At 66.6% G+C, this 16,977-nt stretch carries 13 protein-coding genes; 11 read left to right on the top strand and 2 right to left on the bottom strand.

The window, feature by feature from the left end:
• Nucleotides 1-32 precede the first annotated feature (32 nt).
• Nucleotides 33-533, top strand: a complete 501-nt coding sequence (locus tag ACWFRF_RS11660; RefSeq protein WP_378989483.1) for a MarR family winged helix-turn-helix transcriptional regulator — start codon at nucleotides 33-35, stop codon at nucleotides 531-533.
• 23 nt (nucleotides 534-556) lie between these two features.
• On the opposite strand, the gene ACWFRF_RS11655 is transcribed toward ACWFRF_RS11660, so the two are convergent.
• Nucleotides 557-2,077, bottom strand: a complete 1,521-nt coding sequence (locus ACWFRF_RS11655; RefSeq protein WP_452449852.1) for a SpoIID/LytB domain-containing protein — start codon at nucleotides 2,075-2,077, stop codon at nucleotides 557-559.
• A gap of 216 nt (nucleotides 2,078-2,293) precedes the next feature.
• Here ACWFRF_RS11655 and ACWFRF_RS11650 point away from each other — a divergent pair, with 216 nt between their 5' ends.
• Nucleotides 2,294-4,753: an N-acetylmuramoyl-L-alanine amidase gene (locus ACWFRF_RS11650; protein ID WP_452449850.1), complete on the top strand. Its 2,460-nt coding sequence runs from the start codon at nucleotides 2,294-2,296 to the stop codon at nucleotides 4,751-4,753.
• Between the two features lie 96 nt (nucleotides 4,754-4,849).
• Here ACWFRF_RS11650 and ACWFRF_RS11645 read toward each other — a convergent pair whose 3' ends face one another.
• On the bottom strand, nucleotides 4,850-5,677 hold the full coding sequence (locus ACWFRF_RS11645) for an HAD family hydrolase (RefSeq protein WP_378637961.1): 828 nt from the start codon (nucleotides 5,675-5,677) through the stop codon (nucleotides 4,850-4,852).
• Between the two features lie 86 nt (nucleotides 5,678-5,763).
• On the opposite strand from ACWFRF_RS11645, the gene ACWFRF_RS11640 reads away from it, so the two are divergent.
• The 9 genes from ACWFRF_RS11640 (at nucleotide 5,764) to ACWFRF_RS11600 (ending at nucleotide 16,950) form a co-directional block, all read left to right on the top strand.
• Nucleotides 5,764-6,741 carry an ABC transporter permease gene (locus ACWFRF_RS11640; protein WP_449966924.1) on the top strand — a complete coding sequence of 326 codons (978 nt, stop codon included), beginning with the start codon at nucleotides 5,764-5,766 and terminating at the stop codon, nucleotides 6,739-6,741.
• Complete coding sequence (locus ACWFRF_RS11635; protein WP_378989479.1) at nucleotides 6,738-7,706, top strand: ABC transporter permease; 969 nt, start codon at nucleotides 6,738-6,740, stop codon at nucleotides 7,704-7,706. Before ACWFRF_RS11640 ends, ACWFRF_RS11635 begins: the two co-directional genes overlap by 4 nt.
• The gene (locus ACWFRF_RS11630; RefSeq protein ID WP_452449847.1) at nucleotides 7,703-9,547 is read left to right on the top strand and encodes an ABC transporter ATP-binding protein; all 1,845 of its coding nucleotides are present in this window, start codon (nucleotides 7,703-7,705) and stop codon (nucleotides 9,545-9,547) included. The genes ACWFRF_RS11635 and ACWFRF_RS11630 overlap by 4 nt, the downstream gene beginning before the upstream one ends.
• Before the next feature lie 31 nt (nucleotides 9,548-9,578).
• Complete coding sequence (locus ACWFRF_RS11625) at nucleotides 9,579-11,273, top strand: ABC transporter family substrate-binding protein (RefSeq protein WP_452449846.1); 1,695 nt, start codon at nucleotides 9,579-9,581, stop codon at nucleotides 11,271-11,273.
• A gap of 88 nt (nucleotides 11,274-11,361) precedes the next feature.
• Entirely contained in the window at nucleotides 11,362-12,984 is a 1,623-nt protein-coding gene (locus ACWFRF_RS11620; RefSeq protein ID WP_452449907.1) for an ABC transporter family substrate-binding protein, read from the top strand.
• Nucleotides 12,985-13,035: 51 nt separating this feature from the next.
• Nucleotides 13,036-14,712: an ABC transporter family substrate-binding protein gene (locus ACWFRF_RS11615; RefSeq protein ID WP_452449844.1), complete on the top strand. Its 1,677-nt coding sequence runs from the start codon at nucleotides 13,036-13,038 to the stop codon at nucleotides 14,710-14,712.
• A 19-nt stretch (nucleotides 14,713-14,731) separates the two neighbouring features.
• A complete protein-coding gene (locus ACWFRF_RS11610; RefSeq protein WP_452449842.1) occupies nucleotides 14,732-15,373 on the top strand; it encodes a hypothetical protein in 642 nt (213 codons plus the stop codon).
• An 87-nt stretch (nucleotides 15,374-15,460) separates the two neighbouring features.
• Nucleotides 15,461-16,198: a FadR/GntR family transcriptional regulator gene (locus tag ACWFRF_RS11605; RefSeq protein ID WP_449966905.1), complete on the top strand. Its 738-nt coding sequence runs from the start codon at nucleotides 15,461-15,463 to the stop codon at nucleotides 16,196-16,198.
• Nucleotides 16,199-16,323: 125 nt separating this feature from the next.
• Entirely contained in the window at nucleotides 16,324-16,950 is a 627-nt protein-coding gene (locus tag ACWFRF_RS11600; RefSeq protein WP_387446173.1) for a sterol desaturase family protein, read from the top strand.
• Nucleotides 16,951-16,977: the final 27 nt, after the last annotated feature.

Below are 16,977 nucleotides of genomic sequence, written 5' to 3'. Positions count from 1 at the left end.
ACGTTAAGAATTTCAACCGAGAGGAAAAACAGATGCGCGACGCGGTCGACCTGATCACCGAGCACTGGAACATCGAACGCCCGGATGTCGACGTGTCACCGATGGCGATCGTCGGCCGGATCACCCGGCTCTCGCGCGTCCTCGAACAGGATCTGAAACGCTTCTTCGCAGGTCACGGCCTGGAATTCTGGGAGTTCGACGTGCTGGCCACGCTGCGCCGCTCCGGCGGCGAGACCGGCCTCACCGCCGGTGCGCTCAACCGCGCCGCCATGGTCACCTCGGGGGCCATCACCAACCGCATCGACCGCCTGGCCGCGAAGAACCTGGTCCGGCGCGTCCCCTCCCCCGACGATCGGCGCTCGGTCTTCGTGCAGCTCACCGCAGAGGGCCGCGAGCTCGTCGACCGGCTGCTGCCGCTGCATGTGGCCAACGAGCAGCGCCTGCTCTCCGCCCTCGGCGCCACGGACCGTGAGCAGCTCGCCGACCTGTTGCGCACCCTGGCCGTCGCGCTGGACGACACAACGCTCGATTGACCCGACCCGTACGTTCGGTCCGTCTACTCCCCGTCGTTCACGCCGGGAACGGCGGCTGGGCCGTGCGGAACCCCATTGTGCGCGCCGGGTACGGCGGCCGGGCCGTTCAGTGCCCCATCGTGTGCGCCGGGCGCAGCGGGATTCACCGGACCGTGTACCGGCTCGCCCCTGACCTCGGCATCCGTAGGGAACTGCACTCCCTGAGGGTTGCCCGGTGCAACAGCTTGGGGGACATTGCCTTCCGGCATCTTCAGGGTGGGCCGACCCGAGGCCGTCGCGGGCAACTGGTCACCCGCGTCCGGAACGAGCTGGAGCAGCGTGGAGAAGTCGACGACCTGCGCGCCGAGCGTCTTCGTCGCGACGATCACACCGTTCGTGTATAGCCGATACGTGCCCGCCCGTTGCGGCAACAGCATTTCCGGACCGATCGGCTCGCCCACCGAACTGCCCGCACCGCCGATCCGCCGGTACTCGGTGTCGATCACCGACTCACCCGCCAGTGCCTCGATGGTCAGATCCGGCTGTGCGGGTGTCGCGGGAACCACGGGGGCGGGGGCGGGCGCGGATTCGACGAGTTCGCTGGGTGCCGGTCCGACCTCGAAGGTCTGGATGTCGGCGGGCCTGCCGCCATCCGGCGCCGCCGAGTATTCCGAGCGCAGGATCTGCCCGTCACGCAGCAACACCGTGCCCGTGGTGGCGGCGACGGCTTCGGTACTGCGCGAATCCTCCTTCACCGTACCGGGATACGCCTGGCAGTCGGTGGTGTCGCAGGTCTGCGCGTAGGCGTAGCGACTCTCGGCGAGCGCGTAGGAGCGGGCCGCGATCGCCTGTGCGCGTAAGGCTTCGAAGGCGCCCTGGTCTGCCCAGTTGGCCTGCATTTCCGCGGGTAGTACGCCGGCTAGATAGTCGTCGAGGTCCACCTGGTTGACGGTGCGGAAGGACTCGCCCTCGAGCGCCACCCCGAGGGCACCACGGTAGGCGGTGCCGCCGCAGAGGGTCAGATGTTCGTCGGCGGGTCTGCCCGCACCGGCGCCGACCGGGTAGACGAACGGATCGTCGGTCGCGGCCTGCCACAGAACTTCGCCGTCGCAGCCCGCGGTCACCACCACGCTCGCCCCGCCGTCGGGCAGCGGGGTGAGATGGGCGGCGTCGCCGGGTCCGATCGTGCGACCGGCGACCTGCGCACCGGCGGCGGCGAAGGTGTCGAGGGTGGCGTCGTCCTGCGCCTGGAGCCGGACACCGATCGTTGTGGGGCCGATTTGCCCGAGATCAGCCCCGGGGTAGTAGTGCCCGAGAATCTCCTCGGCCGTCCAGCCCGCCCGCGCGTTGTCGAAAGCCCCGACCTGACTCATGCCGCGACCGTGTCCGGCACCGGCGGTAGGCGTGATCTGCCCCGGCAGGATCTGCCACAGCCCGATCGCCCCGGCCATCGCCAGCACAGTTCCGCTGACCAGCACCGGCAGCGACACGGTCCGGATCATCGGCACAGCCCTGCGACGGGTGCCACGGCCGGTACTGCGGGTGATCTTGGTGTCCGCTCTCATACTGCGCTCCCACGGTTTCGCGGTTCGACCGGCGGAGCTCGCGTCGGCATGTCGTCGTCGCCTAGCGGGATCCGAGGGCTACATTCGAGCAATCACATAAGTCTCGAGTTGAGGTTGAGATGTGTGACGTATGTTAACTAGTGTGATGCGTGAGGTTAGAGGAAGCAAGCATCACATGCGCGGAAAAACACGAGCTCGACCCGATAGGAGTCGCACGTGCGATACCGAAAGCCGAAACGTTCCTACGTGCTCCCGGTGGTCACGACCCTTGTTGTCGCCGCACCGATCGGCGCGTTCGCCCTCAGCGACTCGACCGACTACCGCAGCGCGAACGATTCCCAGGTCGCGGCCGTGCCGACGCAGCTGGCCGAGGTCGCGCTGACCACGGCTCCCGACATCACGGTCCCGCTGCGTGACCTGACCGGCCTCGATCTGCCCGACCTGCACCTCTCGGACCTGCGCATGTTGCAGCTGCCGAGCTCGATCCCGATCCCCCCGGGATTGCCGGTGCCCCCGGGCGTGGCGCTGCCCACCGAGATCCAGCTGCCGCAGCTGCCGACGAAGCCGCAGCCCACCCCGACGCAGCAGGCCGCGCCGGGCGCGGCGGCACCCGGGGCCGCAACGCCTGCGCGCCCACCGGTCCCGAGTACATCGGTCCCGACCGCGCCGCCGGCGCCACCGGCCGCGACACCGCAAGCCCAACCGCCCGCTCCGGGCGCGCCCGCTCCGGCACCAGGGGGCGCGGCCACCCAGGCCCCAGCGGCTCCTGCCGCGCCGGCCCCGGCCCAAGCACAGGCTGCCCCGGCCGCGCCGGTTCCAGCGCAACCAGCTCCGGGCGCACCCGAAGCTCCCGCCGGGGCCACGCCGACGTCGGCCGCACCGGCGCCCGCCGCCCAGCCTCCGGCCGCGCCCGCGACCGGTGCCCCGGTCTCCCAAAGCCGTTCCGGCGGAGCAAAATTCATCGCCGACCCGGAAAACCTCGAACCCGGCACGACCCCCGACACTCCCGCCCTCTCGCCGGGCGCGGTCGGCGCGGACGTCATCGACCAGGTGGGCGCGCAGGTCAAGGAACTCACCCAGGACACCCCGTTCAGCATGGTCGCCGTCACCGCCCGCGACATGGCGAACACCACCACCAAGCTGCGAGCTCGCCAGCTCGACGGCAACTGGGGCCCCTGGTACAACGCCGATCCGGTCGATACCAGGGCCACCGATCAGACCCCGGCCGACGCACCGACCGGCACCGAACCGATCTACGTCGGCGAGACCACCGCGGTGCAGATGCTGGTCACCCGCAAGCCCACCGCGGGCCCGGACCACGACCCGGCCCACCTCACCGAGGCCGCGCTCAAGGCTGTCCTGATCAATCCGGGGCGGGCCGCGATCGATGCCGCGCTCAACGACGTCGCCGCGGCGCTGCCCGGTGGTGGACCGAAGGTCATCACCCGCGCGCAGTGGGGTGCCGACGAGTCGATCCGCTGCGAGGAACCCACCTACGACGACGGCGTCGGCGGCATCACCGTGCACCACACGGCCGGTCGCAACGACTACAGCCGATCCGAGTCCGCGGGCATCGTCCGCGCGATCTACGCCTATCACGCCGAGACGCTCGGCTGGTGCGACGTCGGCTACAACGCCTTGGTCGACCAGTACGGCCAGATCTTCGAGGGCCGCTACGGCGGCCTCGACCGCGCGGTCCAGGGCGCGCACGCGGGCGGTTTCAACGAGAACACCGCGGGTGTGGCGCTGATGGGCAACTACGAGAACGAGGAGCCGAGCAACGAGGCGATCAACGCGATCGGCAAGTTCATCGGCTGGCGGGCCAAGCTCGCCGGGATCGATCCCAAGGGCACGACCACGATGTACTCCGAGGGCACCGAGTTCACGCCCTACGCCCAGGACGAAGCGGTCGATCTGCCGGTGGTGTTCGCGCACCGCGATGTCGGCAACACCGACTGCCCCGGTGACGCCGCCTACGCGCTGATGGATCGCATCCGCGGAATCGCGGCGGGCAATTCCGGCACCTACACCTCGCCCCCGACGGTGAACCGCCCGCCGAGCCAGCAAGCCCGTGCACCGCAGGGCAATATGGCCGAACTGGGCGCGATGGTGGACAAGTTCCTCGGCCTGTCCGTCGACAACGCGATCGCCAAGCACTGGGTGGCCAAGGGCGGGGTCGACGGTCCGCTCGGCGCACCGCAATCGGACCTGATCTCGGGCGCGCAGGGCCGTCAGTACGCGAAGTTCGCCCACGGTTTCGTCTATTCGGGCGAGGGCGGTCAGGTATTCGAGGTGGTCGGCGCGATTCTCGACAAGTATCTGAGCCTGGGCGCCGATTCGGGCGTCCTCGGCCTGCCGACCGCGAGTTCCTACCTCGTCCCGAACGGTCTACGCACCGACTTCCAGCACGGTTCGCTGGTGCTCAACGAGCTCACGGGCATCGTCACGACGTTCTGGAAGACCTACGACGAGACCTACAAGCAGGAAATGAACGGTCCGCCGAAGCCGGGTCAGGCGCCTACCGCCCCGACGCTCGGACTGGCGGTGCCTGCCCCGGCTCCGGCCGACCCGCAAGTCCCCGCCGAACCGCAGGCCCCACCTGCGTCCGCTGAACAGATCCCCCTCGAGCAGGTTCCGGCAGACCCGCCGGCTCCCGAACCCGCCCCGATCGGCTAACCCCCGGTCACGGCGAAGAACGGCCGGTGCACCCTCCGAGCGAGGGGCACCGGCCGTTTTATTTGAGCGCTGGCGCGCTCGAGCGGGGCCGCTCGGCTAGCGCCACCAGCGTTCGAGGACCATCGCCACACCGTGGTCGATATTGCTGCCGGTCACCTCGTCGGCCGCGGCCCGGGCCTCGGGATGGGCATTGCCCATCGCGACGCCGTGCCCGGCCATCGCCAGCATCGGGACATCGTTGGGCATGTCGCCGAAGGCGACGATCGACGAGTGTTCGGCGCCGATCCGGCGCGCGACCTCGGCCAGCCCGGACGCCTTCGTCACCTGCGGCACCGCCAGCTCGATCAGCCCGCTCTCGGTGGAGTAGGTGATCTCGGCGCGGTCGCCGATCAGCGGGGCCAGCGCCGCGCGCATGTCGGAGCTGCGGGCCGAACTGAGCCGGATGAGCATTTTGATCGCGGGTGAGTCGATCACCTCGGCGTGTGAGACGACGGTGTCGTCGGGGTTGAGCCAGGCGTGTTCGTATGTCGGTGAGCTGACGAACTGCGGGGTCACGGCGTCGTGCGCGCTGGCCCCGACCCGCTCGGTGGCCAGGCCGCAACCCGGCAGCGCGTGCTCGGCGATGTCGGCCAGCCAGCTCAGGGTCTCGACGTCGAGGGTGTGGCTCGACAGCACCCGATCGGTGGCGCTGTCGTAGATGACCGCGCCGTTTCCGCAGATGGCGAGCGGTGCGTACCCGAGCTCACTGACGACCGGGTCGATCCAGCGCGGCGGGCGGCCGGTGGCGAGCACGAAGGTGGCGCCGTCGGCGACGAGGGCCCCGACGGCCGCCTTGGTGCGCGCCGAGATCTTGTCGGAATCGTCGATCAGGGTGCCGTCGACGTCGCTGGCCACCAGCAGCGGTTTCGGGTGCAGGTGCGTCATCCCATCTATCCTGCCGCACGTCGCCACGCGGGGACGCCGGACTGTCCCTATGATCAGGGCCTGATTACCCGATCCAGAGGGGACTGATGACCGGCTTCTTGTTGCGGCGCACACTCAACTACGTTGTGCTCCTTCTGCTGGCATCATTTCTGACGTTCAGCCTCGCATCACTCACGTTCAACCCGCTCGAGAGCCTCGAGCAGCGCAACCCACGCCCGCCGCAGTCGGTGATCGACGCGAAGGCCGACCAGCTGCATCTCGACGAGCCGATCCCCCAGCGCTATCTCACCTGGCTCGGCGGCGTCGTGCAAGGGGATTTCGGGACCACCCTGTCCGGGCAGCCGGTGAGCGAGGAACTGGGCAGGCGGGTGGCGGTGAGTCTGCGGCTGCTGATTCTCGGTTCCGTCATCGGCACCGTGCTCGGCGTGCTGATCGGTGCGGCGGGGGCGATCCGGCAGTACAAGTTCAGCGACTATTTCTCGACGGTGCTGTCGCTGCTGATCATCTCGACACCGATCTTCTTGCTGGCGACACTGCTGAAATATGGTGCGCTGCAGATCAATACGATGACCGGTTCACAGATCTTCCTCTACACCGGCGAGACGTCGGCCACTCAGGTCAACGGTTTCTGGAACGAAATGGTCGACCGCGCACAACATCTGGTGCTGCCGACCCTGGCGCTGGCGCTCTACGGCATGGCCGGCTACAGCCGTTACCAGCGCAACGCCATGCTCGACGTACTGCAGAGCGACTTCATCCGAACAGCGAGAGCCAAAGGCCTCAGCCGTAATCGGGCCCTGTACAAACATGGCCTGCGCACCGCGCTGATTCCGATGGCCACCCTGTTCGCCTACAGCCTCGGCGGCCTGATCACCGGCGCCACCTTCGTCGAGAAGATCTTCGGCTGGCACGGTGTCGGCGAATGGCTGGTCGATTCGATCAACGCCCAGGACCTGTACGTCGTGGTGACGGTGACGGCGTTCGCCGGCCTGGTGGTGCTGGTGTCGGGCCTGCTCTCCGATGTCGTCCTTGCCCTGCTCGACCCGAGGGTGCGTGTCTCATGACCGAAACCGAACTCATCGCCGTCGGCGCACCCGAGGTCGCCGCCGCCGGGCGTCGCAAACTGGTGTGGCGCCGTTTCCTGCGCAACAAGCCCGCTGTGGTCGGCGCGGTGGTCCTGGTGGTGCTGCTGGTCGCCAGTTTCGCGCTGCCGCCACTGCTGCCGTGGGACTACCAGCAGATGGACTACAAGGCGCTGCTGAAACCGCCGAGCCTCGAGCACCCGTTCGGCACCACGCAGATCGGTCAGGACGTGCTCGCCCAGACCATGCGCGGCCTGCAGAAGTCACTGATCATCGGCTTCTGCGTGGCGATCTGTTCCAGCGTCATCGCCGCGACAGCGGGTGCGGTGGCCGGGCTGCTCGGCGGTTGGACCGACCGCGCGATCATGTGGTTCGTCGATCTGCTGCTGGTGGTCCCCAGTTTCATCATCATCGCGCTGTTCGCGCCGCGCACCAAGGGATCCGGATCGATCGCGATCCTGATCGTGCTGCTGAGCGTCTTCGGCTGGATGATCGCCGCGCGCATCGTCCGCGGCCTCACCTTGAGTCTGCGTGACCGCGAATTCGTCCGCGCCGCGCGGTATATGGGCGCACCGACTCGCACGGTGATCCTCAGTCACATCATCCCGAACATCGCCTCGATCCTGATCATCGACACCACGCTGGCCGTCGGCGCCGCGATCGGCGCCGAAACCGGTTTGAGCTTCCTGGGTTTCGGTGTGCAGCCGCCGGACGTCTCGCTGGGTTCACTCATCGCGGCGGGCACCAAATCGGCACTCACCTATCCGTGGCTGTTCCTGTTCGCCGGTGGCCTGCTGATCACGATCGTGTTGTCCGCCAACCTGGTCGGCGACGGCCTGCGTGACGCGTTCGACCCCGGTGCCCGCGGTGCGCGCAAGTCGCGCAAGGAGGTCGCCGAGCACAAGGACCAGGCGCAGGTGGAGTTGAAGAAAGCCGAGAAGCGATGACCGCGTCGACCGCACCCCTGCTCGAGGTCACCGACCTGCGGGTCTCGTTCCCCGGCGAGGAAGGCCGCGTCGAGGCGGTGCGCGGGGTGAACTACACCGTCGCCGACGGCGAGGTGCTCGCCATCGTCGGCGAGTCCGGTTCGGGCAAGTCGGTGTCCTCGCTCGCGGTGATCGGCCTGCTGCCCGACCAGGCACGGGTGCAGGGATCGGTGCGCCTGCGCGGCCGCGAACTGCTGGGCCTTGGCGACAAGCAGATGTCGAAGCTGCGCGGTTCCTCGATCAGCATGGTCTTCCAGGATCCGCTCTCCGCGCTGACACCGGTGTATCGGATCGGTGATCAGATCGCGGAAGCCCTGCTCGCGCACGGCGAGATGAGCCGCAAGGAGGCAGGCGAGCGGGCCGTCGAGCTGCTCGAACTCGTCGGCATCACCGATGCCAGGGCCCGTTCCAGGGCGTTCCCGCACGAGTTCTCCGGCGGTATGCGACAGCGCGTGGTGATCGCCATGGCCATCGCCAACGATCCCGCGCTGATCATCTGCGACGAACCGACCACCGCGCTCGACGTGACGGTGCAGGCCCAGATCCTCGCGCTGCTGCGCAAGGCGCGCGATATCACCGGCGCGGGCGTCATCATGATCACCCACGACATGGGCATCGCGGCCACCGTCGCCGACCGGGTCGCGGTGATGTACGCGGGCAAGGTCGTCGAAACCGCACCGGTCGCAGAACTTTTCGCGGCGCCGCGCATGCCGTACACCGTCGGCCTGCTCGGCTCCATCCCGCGCATGGACGGCCCGCCGCGCACCCCGCTGATCCCGATCCTCGGCGCCCCGCCCGCCATGCACGCCCTGCCGCCCGGTTGCTCGTTCGCGCCACGGTGCCCGGTCTCGATCGGCGACTGCACCGCCGCCGAACCTCCGCTGGAGAAGGTGAGCCCCGGTCACTCGGTCGCCTGCATCCGCACCGCCGAGGTCGGCACGCACCAGCTCTTCGAGGCCTACCGCAAGGAGATCCCGGCCCCGGCGCACCCCGACCGCACCGACGACGACGTGGTCCTGCGCGTCACCGACCTGGTGAAAACCTTCCCCCTCACCTCCGGGGTGCTGCTTCGCCGCCGCACCGGCGAGGTCCGCGCGGTCGACGGCATCAGCTTCTCCGTGCGCGCGGGCCGCACCCTGGCGCTGGTCGGCGAATCCGGTTCGGGCAAGTCGACCACCCTGTCGCAGATCATGGACCTGGCGCCCCCGCAGTCGGGCAGCATCGAGGTGCTCGGCAACGACGTCGCCACCCTCACCAAGGCGCGCACCCGCGAGATCCGCCGGAGGACGCAGATCGTCTTCCAGGACCCCAGCTCGTCGCTGGACCCGCGCCTGCCGATCTTCGACGTCCTGGCCGAGCCGCTGCGCATCGACGGCCGGTCGCGCGACGAGGTCAACCGGCGGGTGCCGGAGTTGCTGCGGCAGGTCGGGTTGCGTCCCGAGCACGCCGATCGCTACCCCTCGGACTTCTCCGGCGGCCAGAAGCAGCGCATCAGCATCGCCCGCGCGCTGGCCCTCGACACCCAGCTGCTGGTCCTCGACGAGCCCGTCTCGTCGCTGGACGTGTCGATCCAGGCCGGCGTCCTCAACCTGCTGCGCGACCTCCAGGCCGAGCACGGACTGTCCTACCTGTTCGTCTCCCACGACCTGTCGGTGGTGCGCAACCTCGCCCACGACATCGCGGTGATGCTGCAGGGCAAGATCGTCGAATCCGGCCCGGCCGAGCAGATCTTCGCCGATCCGCAGCACGAATACACGCGCTCGCTCATCGCGGCCGTACCGGAACCCGTCGTCAGCGGCTGAGAACGTCGGTCCAGCCGAAAGAGGAGGCGCCATGAGAACCCGTCGAATGCAAGCAGGCCGCAGGGCCCGATTGCGATGTGCTGCCGTGGTGGTGGCGGCCGGGATCATCGTGGCGGGTTGTGGGGGTGGCGACGAGTCCGCGACCGGGCTGAGCGATGCGATCGGGTCCACCAGCGACGTCAACCCCAAGGGTGTCGATGAATTGCGCGAGGGCGGCAACCTGCGCTTGGCGACCACCTCGTACCCGGCGAATTGGAACACGCTGTCCAACGACGGAAACGAAGCCGAGATCGCCGAGATCGTGCGCCCGATGATGCCGCGCTCTTTCGAGATCGATGCGGCGGGCCAGCTCAGTGTCGACACCGACTATTTCACCGATGTGGCGCTGACCAGCACCGACCCGATGCAAGTGACGTACTCGATCAACCCGAGTGCGGTGTGGTCGGACGGTTCGCCCATCACCTGGGAAGATATCGCCGCCCAGGCGAATGCGCTCAGCGGCCGGGACAAGCGCTACCTGATCGCGATCACCAACGGCTTCGAATTCGTCGAGAAGGTGGAGCGTGGCACCGATGACCGCCAGGCGGTCCTCACCTTCAGCACGCCCTTCGCCGACTGGCGGGGCCAGTTCGCGGGGAACAGCACTCTGTACCCCAAGTCGGTGACCAGCACGCCGGAAGCCTTCAACACCAGCCTCGTCGATGCGATCAGCCTCACGGCTGGTCCGTTCGCCGTCACGAACACCGACCGATCGCAAGGCCGAATCGTCTTGGGCCGCAACCCGAAATGGTGGGGCGACAAGCCGGTCCTCGACACCATCACCTACAGCGTGCTCGACCGCACCTCGTGGGTACAGGCTTTGCAGAACAACGAACTCGACCTCGCCCAGCTCGCCACCATCGACGACGTGAAAACAGTCGGCGGCACGCAGAACCTGGTCATCCGCCGGGCCCCCGGTAATCGCTGGCGCCACATCACCTTCAACGGCGCGCCCGGTTCGATTCTCGCCGATCCAGCTGTCCGCGTGGCGATCTCGAAGGCGATCGACCGGCAGGGCATCGTTTCAGCCATCCAGAACGGACTCGTCGAAAACCCCCGGCCGCTGAACAACCACGTTTTCCTCCAGGGCCAAAAGGGCTACCAGGACAACAGCCTCGGCTACGACCCGGACGCAGCGTCGCGCGAACTCGATGCCCTCGGCTGGGTCCGCACCGGCGACAGCCGTACCAAAGACGGTCGCAAGCTCGTTATCCGCGACGTCATGTACAACGATCCGACCTGGGTCCAGATCGCGCAGATCATCCAGCAGAACCTGGCCACCATCGGCGTCGAACTCACCATCGATACCAAGCCCGCCACAGGCTATTTCACCGACGTCATCCAGCCCGGCGATTTCGATGCCGCACAGTTCATCTTCCAGGGCGACCCTTTCCCCCTCGCCAGCCTGCGCCAGATCTACTACTACGACCCGAACGACCTCCAAGGCAACTTCGGTCGCATCGGATCCCCTGAACTCAACGCGCTCATCGAACGCACACTCACCGAACTGGATCCGCAAAAGTCCATCGCCCTCGCGAACCAGGTCGACCGCCAGGTATTCGAAGAAGGCCACTCCCTCCCCCTGATGCAGTCCGACGGCAGCTTCGGCGCCCGCACCACCCTCGCCAATATCGGCTCCCCCGGGTTGGCAACGTACGACTACACCAAGATCGGCTTCGTGAAGTAACCCACGCAGCGAAAACTGAGGAAAGGAGCGGACCATGCGGATTCGTTCATTGACCACCCGCCTGGCAATCCCCCTCGTCATCGTCAGCATGATCGCTGCCGGGTGCAGTTCCGATGACGACAGCCCGGCCGAGGGCCACGCCGCACTCGGCACCACGAATGACATCAACCCGAAGGGTGTCGACGAGTTGCGTGACGGCGGCAACCTGCGACTGGCACTCACCTCCCTGCCGGAGAACTGGAATGGCCTTCACAACGACGGCAACGACGGCGATACCGGTGCACTGCTACGGCCGGTGATGCCACGGGCATTCACAACCAACGCCGCTGCCGAACTCACCGTCAATTCCGACTACTTCACCGATATCCAGCTGACCAACACCGAGCCGCAGCAGGTGACGTACACGATCAATCCCCGAGCGGTGTGGTCGGATGGATCACCGTTGACCTGGGAGGATATTCAGTCCCAGGCCAACGCGCTCAGCGGAAACGACAAGGCGTTCCTGATCGCCAACAACGCAGGCTTCGATCGGGTCGAGAAGGTCGAGCGTGGTGTCGATGATCGGCAAGCGATCATCACCTTCAAGAAGCACTATGCCGACTGGCGCGGCCAATTCGCGGGCAACTCCTTCCTGTTTCCCAAGACCGCAACGGCGACCCCGGACGCGTTCAACAACAGTCAGGTCGACGCGCTCGGCTTGTCCGCGGGGCCGTTCATCGTCCAGTCCGTCGACCGGGGGCAGAGCCGGGTCGTCCTCGGCCGCAATCCGAAATGGTGGGGCGCAACCCCGAAGCTCGACACCATCACCTTCAGCGTGCTCGACAGTTCGGCTTTCGTTCCCGCGCTGCTGAACAATGAGATCGACGCGGTCGGAATCGGCAGCCGTGACGAACTGAAGTCGGCGCAGAGCACTCCCGGCGTCGCGATTCGCCGCGCACCGGGAAACAGCTGGGGTCACTTCACCTTCAACGGCGCATCCGGATCGCTGCTCGCCGATCAGGGCGTGCGCGTGGCGATCTCGAAGGCGATCGATCGTCAGGGCATCGTCAACGCGATGCAGAACGGGCTCGTCCAGGACCCCCAACCGCTGAACAATCACATCTACCTGCGCGGCCAGGACGGCTACCAGGACAACAGCCTCGGTTTCGATCCTGCGGCCGCGGCAAACGAACTCGATGCGCTCGGGTGGAAGCTCAACGGCGAGGTGCGCGAGAAGGACGGCCGCAAGCTGGAGATCCGCGATGTCATGTACAACGACCCGAGCAATATCCAGATCGCACAGATCATCCAGCAGAACCTCGCCCAGATCGGCGTCAAGCTGACCATCGAGACCAAGCCGGGGGCCGGCCTGTTCACCGATGTCCTTCAGCCAGGCAATTTCGATGTAGGCCAATGGTTCTGGGGCGGCGATCCGTTCCCGCTCAGCAGCCTGACCCAGATCTATGGCGACTACCCGAACGACATCCAGGGCAACTACGGCCGGATCGGATCTCCTGAGCTCAACGCCCTCATCGAACAAACCGTCTCGGAACTGGATCCGGTGAAAGCCAAGGAACTGGCCAACCAGATCGACCGGAAGGTCTTCGAAGAGGGCCATTCGCTGCCGCTGTTCCAGTCCCCGGGCAATGTCGCTGTACGAGACAACCTCGCCAACTTCGGCGCGGCTGGTCTGGCCTCCTACGACTACACCAAGATCGGCTTCGTCAAGTAGACGAACTGTTGTGCCGCACTCGTGCAGCAAATCTGAGGAAAGGAGCGGTCCATGCGAATTCGTTCGATGACCACCCGCCTGGCAATCCCCCTCGTCATCGTCAGCTTGATCGCTGCCGGGTGCAGCCAAGGCGAAGAAAGCACCGGCGAGGGCGAAGCGGCCATCGGGGCGACCAGTGACATCAATCCGAAGGATGTCAGCGAGCTTCGCGAAGGTGGCAATCTGAGACTGGCGGCCACAGCACTGCCGCAGAACTGGAACAACCTGCACACCGACGGGAACGACTCCGGTACCTCGTCACTGCTTCGTCCAGTGATGCCACGGTCGTTCACCACCGACGCATCGGCGAATTTTTCGGTCAATACCGACTACTTCACCGATATCCAGCTGACCGGAACCGAACCGCAGCAGGTCACCTACACAATCAATCCCAAAGCGGTGTGGTCCGACGGCACTCCGATCACGTGGGAAGACATTCAGTCCCAGGCCAACGCACTGAGCGGCAGGGACAAAGGCTTCCTGCTCGCCAACAACAGCGGCTTCGACCGGGTGGAGAAGGTCGAACGCGGCGTCGATGACAAGCAGGCCGTTCTCACCTTCAGCAAGCACTACGCCGATTGGCGTGGACAATTCGCGGGCAACTCTTTCCTCTACCCCAAGAGCGCGACCGCGACGCCGGAGGCATTCAACAAGAGTCAGGTCGACGCGTTGGGACTGTCGGCGGGTCCGTTCGTCATCCAGTCCGTCGATCGGGCACAGGGGCGTGTCGTCCTCGGCCGCAATCCGAAATGGTGGGGCGCAACCCCGAAGCTCGACACCATCACCTTCAGCGTGCTGGACAACGCCGCGATGTTGCCTGCCCTGCAGAACAATGAGATCGACGCGGTCGGTCTTGCCAACCGCGACGAGTTGAAGACCGCGCGCAATACCCCCGGCATCGCGATCCGTCGCGCGCCGAGCAACCAGTGGTCGCATTTCACCTTCAACGGCGCACCCGGGTCGATCATGGCGGAACAGGGTGTTCGCGTCGCGATTTCGAAGGCGATCGACCGGCAGGGCATTGCCAACGCCATCCAGAACGGCATGGTCGCGGAACCCAAGCCGCTGAACAATCACGTCTACCTGGCCGGCCAGAAGGGCTATCAGGACAACAGCCTCGGCTTCGATCCTGCGGCCGCGGCAAACGAACTCGATGCCCTCGGGTGGAAACTCAACGGCGACGTGCGCGAGAAGGACGGCCGCAAGCTGGAGATCCGCGATGTCATGTACAACCAGGACGTTTGGGTGCAGATCGCGCAGATCATCCAGCAGAACCTTGCCCAGATCGGCGTCAAGCTGACCATCGAAACCAAGGCAGGCCAAGGGTTCTTCACCGACAACATCCATCCGGGCAACTTCGATGTGGGCCAGTGGTCGTGGGTAGGTGACCCGTTCCCGCTCAGCAGCCTGAATCAGATCTACGGCTACAACCCGGACGATATCCAGGGCAATTACGGTCGGATCGGATCGCCGGAACTCAATGCTCTGATCGAGCAGACCGTATCCGAACTCGATCCGAACAAGGCGATCGAGCTGGCCAACCAGGTCGACCGGAAGGTCTTCGAGGAAGGCCATTCCCTTCCGCTCATGCAATCACCCGGCAATCTCGCGGCCCGCGACACCCTCGCCAACTTCGGCGCTCCCGGCCTCGCTTCCTACGACTACACCAAGATCGGCTTCGTGAAGTGAGCACGGAAGTCTTCCTGAAGTGAGCGACGGCCCGGCGCGCACACTCACCTATCCGCTGCTCGTCACGAGCGGCACCCTCGCGGTGATCGCCGTGTGGGTGCCGCTCGCGGATGTCGATCAGCTGAGTGCGCTCGCCGTGGTCGCTCTCGCCGTACTCGCCTATACCGCGTATCAAGGCGGACTTGCCTTCGGGGTTTTCCCGAGCGGGCTCGTTGCGGCAGGGGCTGTGCGCGGTAGGCGGGTTCGGCAGCAGTATCGGCTGGTCAGCCGGTCGTGGCTGGAGATCAGCAGTGGTGATCGGATGGTGTGGCAGCCGGTGTTCTATGAGCCGGCGCTGTCGACGCTCACTCCGGCCGAGCTGGAGCTGACCGGCCGATCCATCCACGCGGGGGACACGCGATTCTTCCCCTCGGGGCGTGTGCGCACCACCGAGCCGGCGGGCAAGCTCGTGGACAATCCCTCCCGCCCTATCGATCCGCCCACGTTCGGGATCGCCCGCCGTCTGGTCCTCGATATTCAGCAGGCGGTCGGCGCTCCCCTCGTCGGCCTGCTGTGGGTCTATGTCATGAACGGCGGACTGGGCGCGTTCGTCGCCACCACGACGGTCGCCGCCGCCACCTTCACCTGGCTTTCCGCCATCCGGGGCTCCGACCCCAGCTAGACCACCAGGTAGCTTTGCCACCCTTCTTTCGTGATCCAACTGGTCTGACCACTTGACCTCTTACCTCCGATGGCGCATCATCGAGGTATGGCATGGACTCCCGTGGTGAAGCGCTCGGTTTCCGGTGATGTGTTCGAACAGATCGCCGCCGAAGTGCTGGGCGGGGAATTGGCGGCGGGAAGCACGCTGCCGAGTGAGCGGCAGTTGGCCGAGGCGCTGGGGGTGTCGCGGCCCGCGGTGCGGGAGGCGTTGCAGCGGTTGGCCGCGGCGGGGCTGGTGGCCGTTCGACAAGGCGAGGCGACGACCGTGCTCGACTATCGGCGCAGCGCCGGACTGGAAGTGCTTCCGCGACTGCTGCTTCGGGGTGATTCGATCGATCCCGCGGTCGCTCGCAGCATTCTCGAGGCGCGGCTGCACAACGGGCCGAAGATCGCCGAGCTGGCCGCCGCGCGGGTTCGATCGCGCGGTGCGGACGATTCGCGCGTCGCGAGCGACCTCGGCCTGTTGGGCGAATCCGTCGATTCCCTTGTCGCCGAATCGGATCCACTCACCCAGCAACGGATCGCCCTCGAATTCTGGGACCACATCCTCGACCTCGCCGATTCGATCGCCTTCCGGCTGATGTATTCCATGCTGCGCGCCGCTTACGAACCCGCCTTGGCCGCGCTGGCGCCGATCATGTCCGCCGAGGTGGGCAATGGCGTCGCCTATCGAGACCTGGCCGCCGCGATCGCCGCGGGCGAGCCGGAACGGGCCGCCGACACCGCTCGAGCACTGCTCGGGCCGGCGACCACCGCCCTGATCCATGCCCTCGACGGGGCATGATCCACCCGAGGAATGACATGACCGATCACCGTCCGACAACGACGTCGCACGACTCCGAAGAATCCCGTGCGACCGAAACCCGCCGAACTCCTGACCGAGGCTCGCCACGGTCGATCCGGCGCAGCATGCCCCTGAGCGAGGCGGCCCGCGAATTCCTCCGGCATCCGTCACCCTGGATGATCGCCGCGGTCTTCGTGGTCGCGGCCGGTACCCGCATCGCCATCGGCGACTGGCAGCTCACCGATGCCCTTGTCCCCGTGCTGATTCTGGCCGCGTTCCCGCTCATCGAGTGGATCATCCACGTCACCGTGCTGCACTGGCGTCCACGGCATCTCGGCCCGCTGACTCTCGACAGCGAGCTGGCCCGCAAACACCGCGAGCACCACGTCGACCCGCGTGACATCCCGCTGATCTTCATCCCGCCGAAGTCGCTGCTGCTCACGATCGTCGCCCTGGTCGCGATCGCCCTACTGGCCTTCCCCCGCACCGGCCTCGGCCTCACCTTCCTGCTCACCATCACCACACTCGGCCTGCTCTACGAGTGGACGCACTACCTGATCCACACCGACTACAAGCCGAAACGTGCCCTGTACCGGGCTATTTGGCGTAACCACCGCCATCACCACTACAAGAACGAGCACTACTGGTTCACCGTGACCACCTCCGGCACCGCCGACCGCCTCCTCGGCACCGCCCCTGACCCGGCCACGACACCGACCTCCCCCACGGCACGCAACCTTCACGCCGGCTAAATCCCAGGGCACACCTCGGGGCAGCAC

Source organism: Nocardia sp. NPDC055165 (assembly GCF_053606985.1).
This window is presented reverse-complemented; position numbering and strand designations above follow the sequence as displayed.

Excerpts from the sequence above, each read along its gene's own strand:
- ACWFRF_RS11655 (WP_452449852.1), bottom strand. The coding sequence starts at position 2,077 with ATGAGAGCGGACACCAAGATCACCCGCAGTACCGGCCGTGGCACCCGT.
- ACWFRF_RS11660 (WP_378989483.1), top strand. The coding sequence starts at position 33 with ATGCGCGACGCGGTCGACCTGATCACCGAGCACTGGAACATCGAACGC.
- ACWFRF_RS11600 (WP_387446173.1), top strand. The coding sequence starts at position 16,324 with ATGCCCCTGAGCGAGGCGGCCCGCGAATTCCTCCGGCATCCGTCACCC.
- ACWFRF_RS11635 (WP_378989479.1), top strand. The coding sequence starts at position 6,738 with ATGACCGAAACCGAACTCATCGCCGTCGGCGCACCCGAGGTCGCCGCC.
- ACWFRF_RS11625 (WP_452449846.1), top strand. The coding sequence starts at position 9,579 with ATGAGAACCCGTCGAATGCAAGCAGGCCGCAGGGCCCGATTGCGATGT.
- ACWFRF_RS11620 (WP_452449907.1), top strand. The coding sequence starts at position 11,362 with ATGATCGCTGCCGGGTGCAGTTCCGATGACGACAGCCCGGCCGAGGGC.
- ACWFRF_RS11615 (WP_452449844.1), top strand. The coding sequence starts at position 13,036 with ATGCGAATTCGTTCGATGACCACCCGCCTGGCAATCCCCCTCGTCATC.
- ACWFRF_RS11645 (WP_378637961.1), bottom strand. The coding sequence starts at position 5,677 with ATGACGCACCTGCACCCGAAACCGCTGCTGGTGGCCAGCGACGTCGAC.
- ACWFRF_RS11605 (WP_449966905.1), top strand. The coding sequence starts at position 15,461 with ATGGCATGGACTCCCGTGGTGAAGCGCTCGGTTTCCGGTGATGTGTTC.
- ACWFRF_RS11630 (WP_452449847.1), top strand. The coding sequence starts at position 7,703 with ATGACCGCGTCGACCGCACCCCTGCTCGAGGTCACCGACCTGCGGGTC.
- ACWFRF_RS11640 (WP_449966924.1), top strand. The coding sequence starts at position 5,764 with ATGACCGGCTTCTTGTTGCGGCGCACACTCAACTACGTTGTGCTCCTT.